General features: G+C 65.2%; 16 protein-coding genes, 1 tRNA gene and 1 pseudogene. 9 read left to right on the forward strand and 9 right to left on the reverse strand.

Going from position 1 to position 16128, the window contains the following annotated elements; all coding sequences use genetic code 11:
• Positions 1-580: 580 nt before the first annotated feature.
• Entirely contained in the window at positions 581-1186 is a 606-nt protein-coding gene (gene pspAB / locus NKH51_RS14195; protein ID WP_254762333.1) for a PspA-associated protein PspAB, read from the reverse strand.
• A 24-nt stretch (positions 1187-1210) separates the two neighbouring features.
• Positions 1211-2098, reverse strand: a complete 888-nt coding sequence (gene htpX / locus NKH51_RS14200) for a zinc metalloprotease HtpX (RefSeq protein WP_254762334.1) — start codon at positions 2096-2098, stop codon at positions 1211-1213.
• Positions 2099-2616: 518 nt separating this feature from the next.
• Between htpX and NKH51_RS14205 the strand changes: the two genes are divergently transcribed.
• Together NKH51_RS14205 and NKH51_RS14210 are read left to right on the forward strand one after the other, a co-directional pair.
• The gene (locus tag NKH51_RS14205; protein WP_254762335.1) at positions 2617-3786 is read left to right on the forward strand and encodes a 60S ribosomal export protein NMD3; all 1170 of its coding nucleotides are present in this window, start codon (positions 2617-2619) and stop codon (positions 3784-3786) included.
• Entirely contained in the window at positions 3779-4996 is a 1218-nt protein-coding gene (locus tag NKH51_RS14210; RefSeq protein WP_254762336.1) for a class I SAM-dependent methyltransferase, read from the forward strand. Before NKH51_RS14205 ends, NKH51_RS14210 begins: the two co-directional genes overlap by 8 nt.
• A gap of 200 nt (positions 4997-5196) precedes the next feature.
• Here NKH51_RS14210 and NKH51_RS14215 read toward each other — a convergent pair whose 3' ends face one another.
• Positions 5197-7044, reverse strand: a complete 1848-nt coding sequence (locus NKH51_RS14215; protein ID WP_254762337.1) for a helicase C-terminal domain-containing protein — start codon at positions 7042-7044, stop codon at positions 5197-5199.
• Between the two features lie 192 nt (positions 7045-7236).
• On the opposite strand from NKH51_RS14215, the gene NKH51_RS14220 reads away from it, so the two are divergent.
• Positions 7237-7325 (forward strand) — tRNA-Gly (locus NKH51_RS14220).
• Between the two features lie 121 nt (positions 7326-7446).
• Here the strand turns inward: NKH51_RS14220 and NKH51_RS14225 are convergent.
• Positions 7447-7692, reverse strand: coding sequence for a DUF7561 family protein (locus NKH51_RS14225; protein WP_254762338.1), 246 nt, complete (start codon positions 7690-7692; stop codon positions 7447-7449).
• Between the two features lie 121 nt (positions 7693-7813).
• Between NKH51_RS14225 and NKH51_RS14230 the strand changes: the two genes are divergently transcribed.
• Complete coding sequence (locus NKH51_RS14230; RefSeq protein WP_254762339.1) at positions 7814-8875, forward strand: YkgJ family cysteine cluster protein; 1062 nt, start codon at positions 7814-7816, stop codon at positions 8873-8875.
• A 110-nt stretch (positions 8876-8985) separates the two neighbouring features.
• Here NKH51_RS14230 and NKH51_RS14235 read toward each other — a convergent pair whose 3' ends face one another.
• Positions 8986-9159, reverse strand: coding sequence for a DUF5786 family protein (locus NKH51_RS14235; RefSeq protein WP_254765157.1), 174 nt, complete (start codon positions 9157-9159; stop codon positions 8986-8988).
• A gap of 118 nt (positions 9160-9277) precedes the next feature.
• Between NKH51_RS14235 and NKH51_RS14240 the strand changes: the two genes are divergently transcribed.
• Both NKH51_RS14240 and NKH51_RS14245 read left to right on the forward strand, forming a co-directional pair.
• Positions 9278-10285, forward strand: a complete 1008-nt coding sequence (locus tag NKH51_RS14240; RefSeq protein WP_254762340.1) for a DUF5784 family protein — start codon at positions 9278-9280, stop codon at positions 10283-10285.
• Between the two features lie 107 nt (positions 10286-10392).
• A complete protein-coding gene (locus tag NKH51_RS14245) occupies positions 10393-11454 on the forward strand; it encodes a zinc-dependent alcohol dehydrogenase family protein (RefSeq protein WP_254762341.1) in 1062 nt (353 codons plus the stop codon).
• A 340-nt stretch (positions 11455-11794) separates the two neighbouring features.
• Here NKH51_RS14245 and NKH51_RS14250 read toward each other — a convergent pair whose 3' ends face one another.
• Positions 11795-12082, reverse strand: coding sequence for a DUF5789 family protein (locus NKH51_RS14250; RefSeq protein WP_254762342.1), 288 nt, complete (start codon positions 12080-12082; stop codon positions 11795-11797).
• Positions 12083-12240: 158 nt separating this feature from the next.
• Here NKH51_RS14250 and NKH51_RS14255 point away from each other — a divergent pair, with 158 nt between their 5' ends.
• Both NKH51_RS14255 and NKH51_RS14260 read left to right on the forward strand, forming a co-directional pair.
• Positions 12241-13026: a PHP domain-containing protein gene (locus NKH51_RS14255; RefSeq protein WP_254762343.1), complete on the forward strand. Its 786-nt coding sequence runs from the start codon at positions 12241-12243 to the stop codon at positions 13024-13026.
• A gap of 51 nt (positions 13027-13077) precedes the next feature.
• The gene (locus NKH51_RS14260) at positions 13078-13242 is read left to right on the forward strand and encodes a DUF6757 family protein (protein ID WP_254762344.1); all 165 of its coding nucleotides are present in this window, start codon (positions 13078-13080) and stop codon (positions 13240-13242) included.
• Positions 13243-13244: 2 nt separating this feature from the next.
• Here the strand turns inward: NKH51_RS14260 and NKH51_RS14265 are convergent, their stop codons facing one another.
• On the reverse strand, positions 13245-13568 hold the full coding sequence (locus NKH51_RS14265) for a 4Fe-4S dicluster domain-containing protein (RefSeq protein WP_076582629.1): 324 nt from the start codon (positions 13566-13568) through the stop codon (positions 13245-13247).
• A 70-nt stretch (positions 13569-13638) separates the two neighbouring features.
• Between NKH51_RS14265 and NKH51_RS14270 the strand changes: the two are divergent.
• Positions 13639-13779: pseudogene (locus NKH51_RS14270) on the forward strand (plastocyanin/azurin family copper-binding protein); the annotation flags it as partial.
• 59 nt (positions 13780-13838) lie between these two features.
• Here NKH51_RS14270 and NKH51_RS14275 read toward each other — a convergent pair.
• The gene (locus tag NKH51_RS14275; RefSeq protein WP_254762345.1) at positions 13839-14627 is read right to left on the reverse strand and encodes a TrmB family transcriptional regulator; all 789 of its coding nucleotides are present in this window, start codon (positions 14625-14627) and stop codon (positions 13839-13841) included.
• Between the two features lie 500 nt (positions 14628-15127).
• Positions 15128-15952, reverse strand: a complete 825-nt coding sequence (locus tag NKH51_RS14280; RefSeq protein ID WP_254762346.1) for a hypothetical protein — start codon at positions 15950-15952, stop codon at positions 15128-15130.
• Between the last annotated feature and the right edge of the window lie 176 nt (positions 15953-16128).

Consider the following 16128-nt stretch of genomic DNA (forward strand, 5'->3'; position numbering starts at 1 on the left):
ACGTGTGGCTACCGACCGAACCGGCATAACAGTGGGTACAAACACCGACCCTGCCCGGAGAAGAACTATGGGGTACAGGAAAACTACGTGTCACGTGTCCAGCCAACCGACGCGCAGTGGCGCGTGCTGTCGGTCGACCGAACGAGGGTGAGGGCGACCGATGACGCCGCGCGAGGGATGAGCGAGGGACCGTAGTGATCGAGCGAATCGGCTGGGGAGGACGTGGAAATTCCCCGTTGCCACGGGAGCAGGACACGTTGTTTCACCGCCATCACTGCTATCACGTTCAATACGATTCACCGAACGGACGCTATACTCGCTTCTTGATACGAAACTGCCGACTCGCGCTCGAGCCTCTGGCTCACCGAACGGAAGGGGGTGCGACAGGAGAAAGGGGAGCAACTGGTGTATGGCGCAGTTGTGATGATGTGGTTTCGATGGTTGTCAGTGGGCTCCTGCCGCGTATGCTACCGTATGCGCCGACCTGCAATACCGGTGTCCCCAACACGATTTGGAACTCCGCCGATCGAGAGCGCGAACGCGCCTGTGACGGCCGCCGGTCCACCCGCTCCCGACCCGCTCACTCCCAGGGATGCGTGCCGCGCTCGCTGGGCCAGAGCGGATACCAGTAGTCCTTCTCGCTCTCGATCTCGAGTTCGCCGTCCAAGGCCGACTCGAGGGTGAACTCCGCGCTCGAGTCCCGCTCCCGACCGTCGCGGGGAACGAACGGATAGAACCGGCCGCGCCGGAAGGAGTAGATCCAGTATGCCGGTCCGTCGCGATCTCTGTACGCGAACACCGCCGCCAGGAGCCGCGAGCCGTAGCCGTGCTCGATGAACGTATCGGCCGCGAAGTGCATACTCGTGATGAGGTCCTCGGGGTCGTCGTCCGCGAGGACGACCCAGTGGTAGCCGTGGCCGTCTTCCGTCACCGAGAAGTCCGTGCCGGTCTCCTCCTGGCCGGCCTCCAAGATCGCCTCGACCTCGTCGACGGCGTCCCGGAAGTCCCTCGAGTCGACGCCGGAGAAACAGAGTGCGCCGACGTCGAGCGACTCGTAGCCCAGATCCGCCTCCATCGTCAGATAGGCGGTGCTCATTCCGAACAGGTCGTCGGGGTCAGCGTCGCGTCCGGCGTCGGTCTCGGCGCGGAGTCCGAGGACGGCCCGGAGTCCGTCCAGCAGTCCCATACCTCGAGTGCGGGCTCGAAGGCCTTAGAAAGACTGTATTTCGCGCTCGAGTTCGCGGAGCCGTTCGACGCGGCGTTCGGTGGAGGGGTGCGTCGAGAACAGCCGGCCGACGATGCCGGACTTGATCGGGATGATGAAGAAGGCGTTCATCTCGGCCTCCTCGCGGAGGTCGTCTTTCGGAACCTTGTCCATCTCGCCCGAGATCTTCAGCAGCGCCGAGGCGAGCGCGGAGGGGTTCCCGGTGATGGCCGCGGCCCCGCGGTCGGCGGCGAACTCGCGGTACCGCGAGAGCGCGCGGATCAGCAGGTAGCTGATGATCCAGACGACCAGCGAGACGAGGATCGCGACGATGATCCCGCCACCGCCGCCTTCACGGCCGCGACCGTGGCCACCGCCGAAGAAAGCCCCCCAGCGGACGATCATGAAGGCGATCGTCGAGAGGAACGACGCGATCGTCATCACCATCATGTCGCGGTTTTTGACGTGGGCGAGTTCGTGTGCCAGCACGCCGTCGAGTTCGTCCTGGTCGAGCGTGTTCATGATCCCGGTCGTCACGCACACCGCGGCGTTGCGTTGGTTGCGTCCGGTCGCAAAGGCGTTTGGCACCTTCGAGTCGACGACCGCCACCTTCGGCTTCGGGAGGTCGGCCTGCTGGGAGAGCCGTTCGATCGAGGCGTGAAGCTGCGGGTACTCGTCGGCCGAGACCGTCTTCGCGCCCATGCTCTTCAGCGTGAGCGTGTCGCTGAAGTAGTACTGCACGAGCGAGAAGCTCGCGAACAGCACCGCGAACAGCCACAGCCCACCGCCGATGTAGAAGGTGAGCGCGCCGGCGAAGACGATGTACAGCGCGAACAGCAGGAACATCGTCACGAACATCCGCGCGCGCAACCCCCAGTCCGCCTGCCAGTTCATACGTGAATCGAGGGGCTCCGACGAAATAAGTGCCCTGCTGAGACGCCCGAACAGGGTTCTAGGGCCGGCGGGCACCGAGGAGAGCCGCCGCCACCGAATAGTTCGGAGAGTAACCGTTTTCAAACCCAGCCGCGAGTGTCAGCGCACACGGAGCGACAGACGGTGAGCGACGAGAACGGATCGGAGTCGGCACTCGAGGCGACGGTCGCCGACGCGCTCGAGCGACCGTGATTGGTTTATGGATTGATACGAGTTCGTCGGGTTCGGTGAACCCCTTCGTTTCGCATGGAGACCACGGGACACGGTCACGTCTGACGGGCCGGATTTCGACAGCGTCTGACACGTGTCTGACCGAAAGCGGCTCGGCGAACCCCTTCGTTTCGCGTAGAACGACGTGACCGTCACGAGCGGAAACCGACCGCGGCCCACGAGCGGAACGGCGCAAGTCCCGGGAGCGAGGTAGACGGGACGACGGCTGGAGCGGGTCCCTTAACTCCGCGAAGTCCCAATCGGCGATAATGAGTGAGTCGCGTGCGTTCTGTCCCCGGTGCGGGGACGCGGTGCCCGAGCGGTCGGCGACCGACACTGACGGCGGTCCCGACGGGACCGCCGCCGAACGTGCCAGCGGGCACGCAAACGACCCGCTGCGACCCGGCGCGGAGGTCGAACTCTGCGATTCGTGTTACTTCGAGGACTTCGACTTCGTGGACGCGCCGGATCGGATCGACGTCCGCGTCTGTTCGCGCTGCGGTGCGGTCCACCGGGGGAAGCGGTGGGTCGACGTCGGCGCGGAAGACTACACCGACATCGCCATCGAGGAGGTCAGCGAGGCGCTTGGCGTCCACGTCGACGTCGAGGACGTCGCCTGGCAGATCGACCCCGAGCAGGTCGACCAGAACACGATCCGGATGCACTGTTACTTCACGGGTGTCGTGCGCGGAACGCCTGTCGACGAGCAGGTGACGGTGCCGGTCAAGATCGCCCGGCAGACCTGCACTCGCTGCGGGCGGATCGCCGGCGACTACTACGCCAGCATCGTCCAGATCCGCGCCGAGGACCGCACCCCGACGACCGAGGAGACCGAGCGCGCCGAGGAGATCGCGAACAAGATCGTCGCCGACATGGAAGCCACCGGCGATCGCAACGCCTTCGTCACCGAGACCAGCGAGACCCCCGACGGACTGAACATCAAGGTCTCGACCAACAAGATCGGCAAGAAGATCGCGAACAAGATGGTCGAGGAGTTCGGCGGCACCGTCAACGACGCCGAGACCCTCGTCACGGAAGACGAGGACGGCAACGAGGTCTACCGGGTCACCTTCGCCGTCCGCCTGCCGCCGTACACCCCCGGCGACGTGATCGACCTCGCGGACGACGGCGGCCCGGTCATCGTCCGCAGCGCCCGCGGCAACCTCAAGGGCGTCCGCGCGACGACCGGCGAGCGATACGAGGCGAGCTACGAGGAGGGGAACTCGCCCGACGCGCGCAGGCTCGGCACACTCGAGGACGCCGCCGAGGCCACGGTCGTCACCGTCGAGGACGACAACGCAGTGCAGGTGCTCGACCCCGAGACCTACCAAGCCAAAACCGTCGCACGGCCGGAGTACTTCGATCCGGACGCCGAGACCGTCCCCGTGCTGAAGAGCCGCGCCGGACTGCACGTACTTCCCGACGAGCGCGATGACTGAGGACGGAGCCGACCGACCGGAGGACGCGCAGGAAAGCGGCCTCGAGCCCACAGCCGGCGATATCCTCGAGCGGGCCGAGGCCGACGCCCCGCTGGCCGCGGTCGTCGAGAAGCCCCGCGCGGAGACGGCCATCGAGTCGCTGCGCGCCGAGGGGGTCTACGACGACTCGCGGCGCGTGCGCGAGGCGCGAGGGCGAAGCGAAGCGGAGCCCTCCGACCGTTCGGACGGCCCCGGCAGGGTCGCGCTCCCCGTGACGGAACCGCCGGCCGAGACGGCGGTCCTCGAGGTCGTCCGCCAGCTCGAGCCCGAACTCAGAAGTCCGGATCTCGAGGAGCTGCTGGCCGACCGGGGCTGGAGCGAGGACGACCTCGCGTCAGCGCCCGGCTCGTGGGCGGTGATCGGCTCGGTGATCCTCGTGACCGTTCCCGAGGACTGCCCCGACGAGTCCGAGCTGGGTGAGGCCCTACTCGAACTCCACGGCGAGGCCGACAGCGTGCTGGCCGACGAGGGGATCGAAAACGACGGCGACGCGGGCACCTACCGCGAGCCTCGCACCCGGCTGATCGCCGGCCAGCGGGACACGGAGACGATCCACACCGAACACGGCACCCGGTACGGGCTCGACCCTGCGAACGTGATGTTCTCGCCCGGCAACCAGGCCGAGCGCGCCCGCATGGGCGAACTCGCGGGCGACGACGAACGCGTCTTCGACATGTTCGCCGGCATCGGCTACTTCACCCTCCCGATGGCCCGAGCGGGCGCGCGGGTGACCGCGACCGAGATCAACCCGACCGCGTTCCGCTACCTGCTCGAGAACGCCGTACTCAACGATGTCGGCGACCGGGTCGACGCCTACATGACCGACTGCCGCGACCTCGCGGGCGAAATCGAGGCCGACCGCGTCGTCATGGGCTACTACGGCAGTTCTGACACGGGCGGGTCCGGGGGTGGCGACGAGGCGGCGGACCACGGCACGCGAACCGACGAGGCGGCCGACTTCCTCCCGGCCGCCCTCGAGGCGCTCTCCCCCGGCGGCGTCGTCCACTACCACGAGGCGACCCCCGAATCCCTGCTGTGGGACCGCCCGATGGCGCGTCTCGAATCCGCCGCCGACGAGGCCGGACGCGGGCTCGAGGTACTCGAGAAACGCCGGGTGAAAAGCCACAGCGCGGGCGTCGCACACGTCGTGGTCGACGCGCGGTTCGAGTAGCACCGCGCCCGGTCGCCGCCGGCCGGACAATCGAGAAGGTCGTGGGATTGATACTCGAGCAACCGCTGCTCGGAGTATGGACAGGAATCAGCTCATCGCCCTCCTCTTCGCGTTCCTCATGGTGTCCTCGGTGGTCGCCTACAGCGCATCGGCGTTTCTGTAGGACAGTCCCGGCGGCGAGCCGCCGAAGGAGCGTGCGATCAGCCGTCCGTGTCCCAGACGTCCGCGAGCGGACTCGAGCGCGAGGAGCGTCCCGACCGACGCGACCGTGACGAGCCGCTGTCGGTTCGCCGCCGATCGCTGGACTCCGCACCGCTCGAGCGGCCGCTCGTTCCGGACGTCGTCCGCGCGCTCGAACTCGAGGCGTCGCCCAGCGCCGCCTGCGGTTCGAACGCCGGGAGGTCCGGCTGTTCCATCCGATCGACCTGCGCCGCGAACCACTCCGGCATGTCGGTCCGGGCGCGCTCGAAGCAGTCAAGCAGGCTCGAGTCGGCCAGATACGTCGCGCCGTAGTCGTCGGGCGCGCGGACGACCCGGCCACAGGCCTGAATGACGGTTCGCAGCGTCGTCCGGTAGTACCACGCCCACTGACCCTCTTCCAAGCGATGAGCCACCCGCGAGTCGCCGGTGTTGAGGAAGGGAGCCTTGCAGAGCACCTGCCAGCGACAGAGGTCGCCTTTGAGGTCTAAGGCCTCCTCCATCTTCACCGAGAGGAAGACGTCGGGGTCGTCGCTGGCTTTCCAGGCCTCGAGGGCGGCGTCGCGACCGTCGCGGTCGTGGGTCCGAATCCGGTCGCCGACGCCGAAGTCGGCGAGGAGGTCGGCGAGTCGCTCCTGAATGCTGTAGGAGTGGGCGTGGATCAACCCCTTCTCGTCGGCGTGGCGGGCCATGAGCCGGACGATCGTCCGGGCGATCTTCGGCGTCGTTTCGTCGCGCTCCTCGTAGGTCATCTTCCCCTGAGTCACGTCGTACAGCGGCCGGTTCTCGACGGGGAAGGTGTGTTCGACGTCGACCAGGGCGACGTTCTCGGGCTCGAGGCCGACCTGCCGGCAGAAGGCGTCCTTGTTGAGAATCGTCGCCGACAGGAGCGCGAACTTGTTGCCCCGGTCCCAGACGGTGTGCTGGAGGTATTTCTCGGGGTTCATCGGCTTGATGGTCAGCGGGCCGCCCGCGGGGCCGTCGCCGTCATCGCCGTCGTTACCGTCGCTCGAGCGCGGTTCGGACTGGTCGACCAGCCACGTCGTCGGGCTCTCGGGGTCCCGAAAGTCGGAGACGAACCACTCGAGGTCGCCGATGAGTTCCTGCAAGCGGTGGCGCTCGCGCACCTCGCCGGGCGACAGCGAGTCCTGGGCGAGAAGATCGTCCTTCCGGCGCTCGCAGGTTCCCGCGAGGCTCTCGGCGTAGCGGACGGCGCGTTCGATCGAGGCGACCGCGGGGACGCGGAGGTCGTCCCAGAACGGCACCGTGCGGGGGCCCAGTTGAATGGTCGCGTACATCTCGGCCCACTCGGCGAGACCGTGGGCTTCGTCGACGACGACCGCGTCTCGCTTGCGGAAGACCTCGCTGCCCGCGGTCTGCATGAAGTAGGCGAGCGTCATCGCCGCGATCTCGCGGTTCGAGGCGATCGCGCGGTCGGAATAGTACGGACAGCGATGCTGAACCGAGCAGTCGTACCCCCGTTCGCGCACGCAGGGTGCCTGATTGACCGGCGTCGACCGCTCGTCGGGCAGGATGCAGGTGTAGTTCGACTTCCCGCGGATGACGTTGAGGTCGGCCAGCAGGTCGTCGGCCGCCACGTCGTCTAACTGCGAGACCTGCGGCGTCGTGTAGTAGGCCCCCGTGGCGTCGCTGGGGTCGCCCTCGTCGGCGCGGCGGGCACAGCCGGCTACGGCGCGGGCAAGCAGGGACTTGCCGCTGCCCGTCGGCGCGCGCACGAGGACCACGTCGTTGCCGGCCGCGAAGGCGTCGCGGATGTCGCGGAGGGCCTGTTCCTGGGCCCCGCGGTAGCTCGGCGCGGGGAACGCCTCGAAGATCCGCTCGGGATTCACCGTTCGAGACACGGCGCGGCCGCATCCTAAACCCTGCGGACCGTCGCGTCGGCTGGGACTCGAGGCCGCTCGCACGCGGACCGAAACGGAACCGAAACCGCCAGCTACTGCACGGTATCAACTGCATACGCGACGATTCCGCCAGGTAACCGGCTGATTACAAATACGAACTCCGCCGTCGGACTGACGTGCGGAAGGGTCGCTCAGCGGCAGAGCACCGCGGTGCCACCTGGTTCCGCGGCGGCATTTCGCCCCGTGGCGTTCGAATCCCACCCCTTCCGCTCGCGGCTGCGGTCCGCTGCGATCGCGTCGTGCCTACGCTCGTCGCGGCCGACCGCACCGCCCGTCACATCGCCTCCACTCCCCGACGTACGCCATTTTTTCGACCGGTCGCCGTCGAGCCTACGGCGTCCGCAACTCCGAGGTCTCCTCGTCGACTTGCTCGAGTCGCTCGACATCCGCTTCGGTCGGGTGATCCGGGATCGCCTCGAGACACGGATAGCACAGTAGGTGCGACGTGCCGTCCTCGAGATCCAGTGTGATCGCGGTCCCGACGGTGCCGGCGTCGGTCCCGAACGACCAGAGGTTCGCGATCCCGCCCGACACCGTGACCGTCCGGCCGCAGCCGTCACAGGAGGTCTTCGACATACGCGAGCGTGGGGGCCGAACGGGCAAAGGCGTTCGCCCCGTGTGACCGCGGGTCGACGTGGCCGTCCAAGCGGCGAGGGCCCGCACAGTCGTTATAGGCCCCAACGATGTACCGCCGCGCATGGAGGTGAACTGCGAGGGCTGTGCGGGCTGTTGTATGGACTGGCGAGGGCTGCTCGAGGACGAGGCCGGTGCTTCTCACGGGACCGCCGACGGCGACAGCGACGGGGTAGCGACGAAGCGACACCGGCGACGCCGCGATCCGTTCGGTAGCGACCGGGAGGCGAAGCCGTCGCGAGAGCCGCTCGACGACGACCCCAGCTTCGTGGCGCTGACCCGCGACGAGGTGCGGGCGTTCCTCGAGGCTGGGATGGGCGACGCGCTCATGCCGCGGTTCTGGCACGCCCGCGAGGAGGGCGAGGGGGCACGCTCTTCGGGGTCCTCGAGCGGAGACGCTCCACGAACGGGCGAAGGCGTCGATATCGACGGCCACAGCGTCGCCGCCGTCGCGGGCCGGCCGGCGTTCTTCGTGGGGCTGCGGAAACCGCCGAAGCCGGTCGCCCCTTTCGGCCGCGAGGAGCCGACGTGGCTCCCGACCTGCGTCTTTCTCGACCCGACGACGCTGCAGTGTCGGCTCCACGGCGACGACCTGTATCCCGACGAGTGCGGCGCGTATCCGGAGTACAACCTCGCGCTCGCACACGAGACCGAGTGCGAGCGCGTCGAACGCGCCTTCGGCGGCGACCGCCTGCTCGAGGATAGCTACGGCGACACCGACGGCCTGTTGCTCGGCTCGCAGGCGATCGGCGCGAAGCTGTTCTGTCACCCGCGACCGGCCGACCTCGAGGGGCTCGCCGATCGCGCTGTAGCGGGCGATCTCCGACGGGAAGACCGCGCCGAGACCGTGGCGGTCGCCGCGGCCTCGAGCCCCGGCACGCTCGCGATCTCCGAGCCCCACTACGAGCGGGCGAAAGCGCGGCTGCTCGCGGGCGAAACCGGGACGGGCAACGACACGGACGAATCAGCGACCGCGGACGGCGGGTCCTGGGTCGGGCAGGCGATTCGCGACTGGCAACGGCGCTGCCGGGAAGCCGGCGAGACGGTTCCAGCGCCGACCGTCGCCGACGCCGTGGAGGTCGCCCGCGGCGCACCCGAAACGCCGGGCTGGGACGCCCTCGAGTGAGTCGGTGCGAGCCGTTCGACAAAGTCACGGCGGCCAGACGGCACGCTCAAGCGCGACGGCTCTCGAGGTCGACTAATTCGTCGAAGGAGGAACGGATGTCGAGTTAGTCGTCACTCGGATTTGATCCGCTCGAACTGGTCTAGAAGCTCCTCCGCGGAGTCGCCGGAGTCGTACTCGACTTCTCCGTGATAGATCGTCCGCTCGTCGTCGAAATCAGTGTCGACCGTAGAGGCTTGTTGTTCACGGCGCTCGTGCTCATCCTCGTCATAGGCACCCATTGACATGGTAACTATACCCAAGATAGGCGACTGTCGATTATTAATGTAACGGTCCCTCATACCCCGCACCCCCGTTTCGGTGCGTCGCGTAAGACGTATGCACTCCCGCTGCGTAGGAGTGACCGTGGCACGGCCGCTTCGCTTTCGATACTCGCCCCAGTCCTGGAGCGATGGGCGGGTTCACAACGATATCCTCCAACCGCTGCAGTCCAATATCGGCGCACGCTCCGTCACGCCGTGGTTCAAGGTCGGGGGCGACTGGCAATCGCACCGATTCGAGATGGACAACGGCGACATCGCCCTCTTTGCGCGCACCGACGACGAGGCCTACTGGATGGGCAACACGGAGACGCCCTCCGCGCTCTGGAAGACGAACAAATTCGGCTGGCAGGAGGTCCCCCATCACGTCTCGCGGTGGGCCAAGCGGGAGTTGACCGCGACGCTGCACGAGGAGTCCCCCTGGCTCGCCGACTATCCGCATCTCTCGTGGTTCTTCCTCCCGGTGTTCATGTCCAAAGACGGGCGCGACTCCACGCGCGCGTTCTTCCGCGAGCACGCCGCCGGCTTCCCCGACGCGAGCCGCGACGAGGCGACGCGTTTCTTCGAGGAGTTTCTCCAGACCGGCGTCTTGGACGAGTACCGACACGTCATGTCGGGCAAACTCGGCACCAGCAACCACGTCGACCGCGTCCGGATGAGCGCCGCGATGGCCGAGTTCATCGCCGCGAAGGTCCTCACCGACGCCGGCTACGGCGTCGTGCCCGAAATCGAGGTAACGACCGGACACTCACTGGACTACCGGGCCGAGGACAGCGATACGAACGTCCTCGTCGAGGTCACCCGCCCGCAGCCGCCGGGGACTCGAGCCGCCGCCGGCCCCGTCGCCGCCGTCCGCGACACCGCCGAGACCAAGACCAACGGCCAGTTGGCCGCACACGGCGGCGGCGCGACGCTGTTCGTCGACTGCTCGAGCTTCCGCGACGACGCCTGGGCCGCCGTCCGCGGCGAACAACCGGACGTGCGCCACCGTCCCGCCGTCGTCTACCGCGCCCGACCGGACGGCCGCGTCGAAGGCTACCGGAAGGGTGGAGTGCCCCTCGAGTTCGACGACGCGATCGACTTTCTGGACTGATCGATCGGATCGGTCGACGCTCGCTACCCGCCGCCCACTGCGAGGGCACTCTCAGTCGCTGCGAACGTGTGCGGTGTATTTGTCGATTGACAACGTGAGGCACACGCATGCGCGCAGCTGTCCTCGAGGATCACGGTGAACCGCTATCGATCGAAGACGTCGACGCGCCGGAGCCGACGCCGGACGGGGCCGTCGTCGAACTCGAAGCCTGCGGTGTCTGCCGGAGCGACTGGCACGGCTGGCAGGGCGACTGGGGGTGGCTCGGCCTCGAGACCGAGCCGGGACAGATCCTCGGCCACGAGCCCGCCGGCCGCGTCGTCGCCGTCGGCGACGAGGTCGAGAGCGTCAGAGAGGGAGATCACGTCGCCGTTCCGTTCAACCTCGGCGACGGGACCTGCCCCCGGTGTCAGCGCGGCCACTCCAACATCTGCGAGAACGTGATGCCGCTCGGGTTCATCGAGCAGGCCCAGGGCGCGTTCGCCGAGCAGGTCCACGTCCCCGTCGCCGACCACAACCTCGTGGCACTCCCCGACGGCGTCTCCTCGGTCGACATGGCCGGCCTCGGCTGCCGGTTCATGACCTCGTTCCACGCGCTGGCCCACCGCGCGGACGTCGGCGCGGGCGACTGGGTGTCGATCCACGGTTGTGGCGGTGTCGGCCTCTCGGCGGTCCACATCGCCGACGCGCTCGGCGCCAACGTCATCGCCGTCGACCTCAAAGACGAGAAACTCGAGAAAGCCGAGGAACTCGGCGCGGTCGAGACGATCAACGCGGACGACGTCGGCGACGTCCCCGGCGAAGTCTCGGCGATCACCGACGGTGGCGCTCACGTCTCGATGGACGCGCTGGGCATCGCGACGACCAGCCAGAACTCCGTCTCGAGCCTCGACGCCCGCGGCCAGCACATCCAGGTCGGCCTCACGACCCAGGACGAACAGGGGATGATCTCCCTCCCGTCCGACGCGATGGTGATGCAGGAGATCGAGTTCATCGGCTCGCTGGGGATGCCGCCGACCCGCTACGACGAGATCTTCCGGATGGTCTCGACCGGGAAACTCCACCCCGAGAAGGTGGTCTCCGAGACGATCGCCCTCGAGGACGTCAGCGACAAACTCGAGGCGATGACGGACTTCGAGACCGAAGGCATTCCGGTCATCGACACGTTCTGAACCTAAATTTTGCTCTGTCGTTCGGAAGACGCTTCGCGTCTTCCGTGATGACGAGAGAGCGAAGCTCTCTCGAACCACGGGCGCGGCTTCGCCGCACCCTCGGCAAAATTTAGTACAAAAGCACTCCTCCCTCCGTTCGCTCGCGCTGCTCGCTCACATCAGTCGTCGGCCCGCTCGCTCCCTACGGTCGCTCACGGCTGCTAACGGTGGACTCTCCGCCTGTGGTAAGTGCAAGTGGCTGTACCGAGCGCGCCGTCGGCGCGCTCGGCCTTTTTCATCAAAGTTTTTGCGCGGGGTTCGAGCGAGCGAAGCGAGCGAGGACCCCGCGTAAAAAGTTTGGTTAGAAGGAAACGGCGTCGGGCGCGTACGGGCTGCCGACCGGGGTCGGGTCGCGGTCGCTGTAGCCGACGCGGCCGACGGCCTTGTCGCTGACGGCGGAGTAGACGGCGAAGCGCGCGTCCTCCGGATTTTCGAAGGTCTCGGACTCGAGGCGGGCGAGTACATCGCCGACCGTTTCGCTTCCGTTGGGGAGCTCGAGGGTGCGGTCCCCGTACTCCTCGATCAGTTCCTCGGTCGTCGCGGGGTACTCGTGGTCGTCGATGACCTCGCCGGTGCCATTGAGCAGCATTACACCCGGTCCTCCGTGAACGATAATTATAAACATTGTCCATCTATGTTTCCTAGTCACACTGTACACCTAAAGGTCCTAGTAGCACCCTAGAGATTTCGAAAACCGGGAGCAAGCGCGGAGAAACGCCTTTAGGAGCGGAACCGTTCGGATAGGGTATGCCATACGCGGACTTACACGTCCACACGACGCGCTCGGACGGGAGCCTCGCGCTCGAGGCGGTGCCCGAGGTCGCGCGTCGCGACGGGGTCTCCGTCGTCGCGGTGACGGACCACGACCGGGTCCAGCCGTTCGACGGGCCGGTCGTCGAGCGCGACGGCGTGACGCTGCTCCACGGGATCGAACTGCGGGTCGGGACGGAGGGCGGCCAGCGGATCGATCTGCTGGGGTACGGCCTCGAGCCGAGCGCGGAGCTCGAGGCGATTCTCGAGAAGATTCAGGAGAACCGGATCGAGCGCGGGGGAGCGATCGTCGACTGCGTGGAATCGCGGCTGGGGATCGAGCTGGACGTGACGATCGACGGCGGGTTCGGCCGGCCCCACATCGCGCGAGCGATCGAGGCCCATCCCGAGGCAGAGTACGACTATCAGGGCGCGTTTGACCACCTCATCGGCTCCGACTGCCCGTGTTACGTGCCTCGAGAGGTCCCGTCGTTCGAGCGAGGCCACGGAGCGCTGACCGAGTCGTGCCGGCTCGTCTCGCTGGCTCATCCGCTGCGCTACCGCGACCCCGAGAGCGCGCTCGCGCTGGCGGCCGACCTCGACGCCGTCGAACTGCGGTATCCCTACGGTCGCGAAGTCGACCGCGGACCGATCGAGCGAGCGATCGAACGTCACGACCTGCTCGCGACCGGCGGGAGCGACGCCCACGACGAGCGCCTCGGCGTCGACGGGCTCTCCCGAGGGGCCTACGAGCGACTCGACCTCCCGACGGGGGCTCCCTGAACGCTCGCCGATAGCGGAGGGTTCAATGCGTCGTGGTCCTTACGGCTGGGTATGAACTGTCACTACTGTGACCGCGAGGCCGCCTTCGCTGCAGAGTCCGACGGGCTCAGAGTCGGCCTCTGTGAAGAACACTTCCGCGAGCGATTACAGGAGCTCGCCGAAGCTGACGGCCTCGAGAACCTAAAGGAGAAAGTCGACGTCGACCGCGCCGAGTAATTCTACGCCGTTCGTCCGGCGTCGACGTCGATCGCGTCGACCGGACAGACGTCGACGCAGAGCATACAATCGATACACTGCGCTTCCTTCGCGGGATCCGCTTTCTCTTCGCTCTCGGGGTGGCCCGGCGTGTCCACCCACTCGAAGACATCGACCGGGCAGTCCTCGAGACAGGCTCCGTCCGCGATGCAGAGGTCGAAGTCGACCGCAACGTGCGTACCGTGGATCCCGAGTTCCTCGGGCTCGTCGACGGGACCCCAGACGACGTGTCCCTCGTGTTCGTCGACCTGTTCGCGGTTCTCGTGGAACTGTGGGTCTATGGCCATTGCTAACAGATCGGACGAGGGACGTTTACTTAAAAGTACGTCTTCGATACAGTCCGCGCGACGGCCGCCCCGCGAGAGTTGGGAGAACGGGAAGAGCGCGATACGGTCGGGCCAGTCGTACGTTCCCACCTTCGAGACGACCGGCGAACACGGGTCCGTCTGCATTCCCCACGAGAGAGCCGGCATGGTCGGCACGATCGTCGTGGAGTGACGACGGCGGACGGGCGGTCGCCACGGCGCGACCCGAGCGCGGCGATCGGCCGTCTCGAGTCAGCGATCCTCGTCCCCGTTGGAGAGACGGGTATCGAGTAGTTCGCGGATCCAGACGGCGAAGCCGTGATCGCGGCCGTAGGTCCAGACTGCCATCTCGTCGACCACGTCCGGCAGGTCGCTCTCTTTGATGCCGGCCGCGACGATCCCTCGCTGATCGATCATCACTAACTGCGCCGGCCACTCGTCGTAAACGTCGTTCGTCGTCTCGAGGTCCGAGGCGAGCGTGACGGTCGCACTCGGAACAGAGTCGACGAACTCCGCGCGGTCGTCGTCGGTCGGCACTTCGACGAAGACGTCGACGCCGCGGTCGGCGGCGGACTCGAGCGCCGCGAGAATGTCGCGGTCCGAGACCTCGGTCGCCGGAACGAGATAGTGGACCGTCTCCTCGGCTTCCTCGAGGAAGCGGACGATGCGCTCGGGGACGTGTTCGCGCTGGTTGATCGCCCACATCCCTTCGTCGTCCGGCGAGTCCGGTTCCTCGAGCTGGCCGAGGGCGTTTTCGGCGGCGTTGATCCGGGAGTCGTAGTCCTCGCGGATCCGTCGACAGGCCGTCTCGACCGGGACGGCCTTGTGCTCGCGGGGCTCGGTCTCCTGGACGCTGACCAGCCCCTTGCGGTCGAGTCGCTCGATGGTGTCGTACACCCGCGAGCGAGGGATGTCCGCGACCTGGCTGATCTCCTTGGCCGTCCCCTTCGAAATGCGCGTGAGCGCCACGAAGCAACGGGCCTCGTACTCGGTCAGGCCCAACTCCTCGAGCGCACCGACGGCTTCCTCGGCGTCGGACATAGCGAATATATGACTAATCTTCGAGGAAAGGGCGCTGCCTTCCCGCGCCACGCCATTATAAGTGGAGTGTCGTCGATCGTCAGCTATTCGAACGGCCGAAACGACGTTCCGCCGCAGGGACAGCCGTCGGTACACCTGATTACCCCGCTACAATCCAGGAGCCATATTGCGGCTTCAATAGTCAAAAAGAAAACATCACGGATGCCGAGAACGTCGGAAAAGTGTCACCGACGGACAGAGAACGGTCCGTAGGATCACAAATGAATCTTTCAGGGGCGTTTGGATGGACAAGCCTAGTGTCTATCTCCGTAAACTATCGGCTGATACGTTCAGTGCGACTACGATGCTCAGGAGAAATCCGACATAGACTCCTACGAAGGCTGTCGAACGATATAGTTGCGCATTTCGTCCGGATGTGCCAAGTATGACCACAGACAATTGAAATGATAATAAACATAGTAGCAGTATTATTAATCTATCTTCTCGACCCATTTTCCTATCTATAGTTTTATGTATCTGTCACTTGGATCTTTCGGAATGGTCCATTTGTCGTTCCTTCCCAGTGGTAAAGTCAGACCAATTCCAATTCCGTTCTTTGCACCGGTGAATGAGACTCCGTTCTGACCCAGTCCGAAAGTCCAGGTATGCGTATACTTTCCTCCAATAGTTGCTTCAGAATTTCTTTCCTTCGTTAATTCTACCTCTAGACTACCACGCATCTTGGTATCTCCTCTTGTTACACTATCGGCTTCACCATCCCCCACGCGTGCGCCAATTGCGTTAGTCGGTGCATCAAACAAAGGTCGGTTCTGTATCGATGCAGTTGCCGAGTTTGTAGTTCCATCGCCAAACTCGTTTAGAACTATTAATGTAGGAGAATCCGGCTCAAAGCTCCATGTGCTATCCTCCCATCCTATCATTGCACCGTCCCATGGAATCGCTGCGTCTACGTCGTTAGACCGCCCATCAAGAGTCCAAGCAAGAGTGGCATGGTATAGATTATCCGATACATTCCACGCGGTAAATGTGGCGCGTGCTTCATCTCGAATCCAGACATCACTTGTCGATACTCCACCCTTGCCATGATAACCCTCGAATGCTGATTTGTATACGTCTGACGTAGAAGCGTAGTTAATACTGTGCTTCTCGAGGAGGGAGTGAGCTACTTCCTCTTTTCCGTTTCTTAGTAGTTCTTGAACTCGTTTGTCAATCCCTATTTCCCGCGCTGCAGGAGTTGGGTCGTTCTGAGTTGCGCCTGCTGGGATAACGCTGAATCCCGTAATTGATGCAAGTGATGCAACCGTCTGGCGTCGTGAGATCCTCATTGAGACCTATTATTAGGTATCTTCTTATAAATATTTAACTATTTTATATATTGTATGCTAATATAAGATGTCTGAATTAATATAGCAATATAACTATGAGACCGTTCACTACAGAATTAATAAATTCCATGGCGAGGGGAATAGCGTCATAACCGCTATAAGCAGTGTGAATATTC

This window comes from Natrinema marinum, assembly GCF_024296685.1.
Lineage (GTDB): Archaea > Halobacteriota > Halobacteria > Halobacteriales > Natrialbaceae > Natrinema > Natrinema marinum.

What these genes read in the sequence shown, in the direction of transcription:
- NKH51_RS14225 (WP_254762338.1), bottom strand. Translation starts at nt 7,692, where the DNA reads ATGTCGAAGACCTCCTGTGACGGCTGCGGCCGGACGGTCACGGTGTCG.
- NKH51_RS14280 (WP_254762346.1), bottom strand. Translation starts at nt 15,952, where the DNA reads ATGAGGATCTCACGACGCCAGACGGTTGCATCACTTGCATCAATTACG.
- NKH51_RS14230 (WP_254762339.1), top strand. Translation starts at nt 7,814, where the DNA reads ATGGAGGTGAACTGCGAGGGCTGTGCGGGCTGTTGTATGGACTGGCGA.
- NKH51_RS14260 (WP_254762344.1), top strand. Translation starts at nt 13,078, where the DNA reads ATGAACTGTCACTACTGTGACCGCGAGGCCGCCTTCGCTGCAGAGTCC.
- NKH51_RS14205 (WP_254762335.1), top strand. Translation starts at nt 2,617, where the DNA reads ATGAGTGAGTCGCGTGCGTTCTGTCCCCGGTGCGGGGACGCGGTGCCC.
- NKH51_RS14275 (WP_254762345.1), bottom strand. Translation starts at nt 14,627, where the DNA reads ATGTCCGACGCCGAGGAAGCCGTCGGTGCGCTCGAGGAGTTGGGCCTG.
- htpX (WP_254762334.1), bottom strand. Translation starts at nt 2,098, where the DNA reads ATGAACTGGCAGGCGGACTGGGGGTTGCGCGCGCGGATGTTCGTGACG.
- NKH51_RS14245 (WP_254762341.1), top strand. Translation starts at nt 10,393, where the DNA reads ATGCGCGCAGCTGTCCTCGAGGATCACGGTGAACCGCTATCGATCGAA.
- NKH51_RS14265 (WP_076582629.1), bottom strand. Translation starts at nt 13,568, where the DNA reads ATGGCCATAGACCCACAGTTCCACGAGAACCGCGAACAGGTCGACGAA.
- NKH51_RS14250 (WP_254762342.1), bottom strand. Translation starts at nt 12,082, where the DNA reads ATGCTGCTCAATGGCACCGGCGAGGTCATCGACGACCACGAGTACCCC.
- NKH51_RS14255 (WP_254762343.1), top strand. Translation starts at nt 12,241, where the DNA reads ATGCCATACGCGGACTTACACGTCCACACGACGCGCTCGGACGGGAGC.
- NKH51_RS14210 (WP_254762336.1), top strand. Translation starts at nt 3,779, where the DNA reads ATGACTGAGGACGGAGCCGACCGACCGGAGGACGCGCAGGAAAGCGGC.
- pspAB (WP_254762333.1), bottom strand. Translation starts at nt 1,186, where the DNA reads ATGGGACTGCTGGACGGACTCCGGGCCGTCCTCGGACTCCGCGCCGAG.
- NKH51_RS14235 (WP_254765157.1), bottom strand. Translation starts at nt 9,159, where the DNA reads ATGTCAATGGGTGCCTATGACGAGGATGAGCACGAGCGCCGTGAACAA.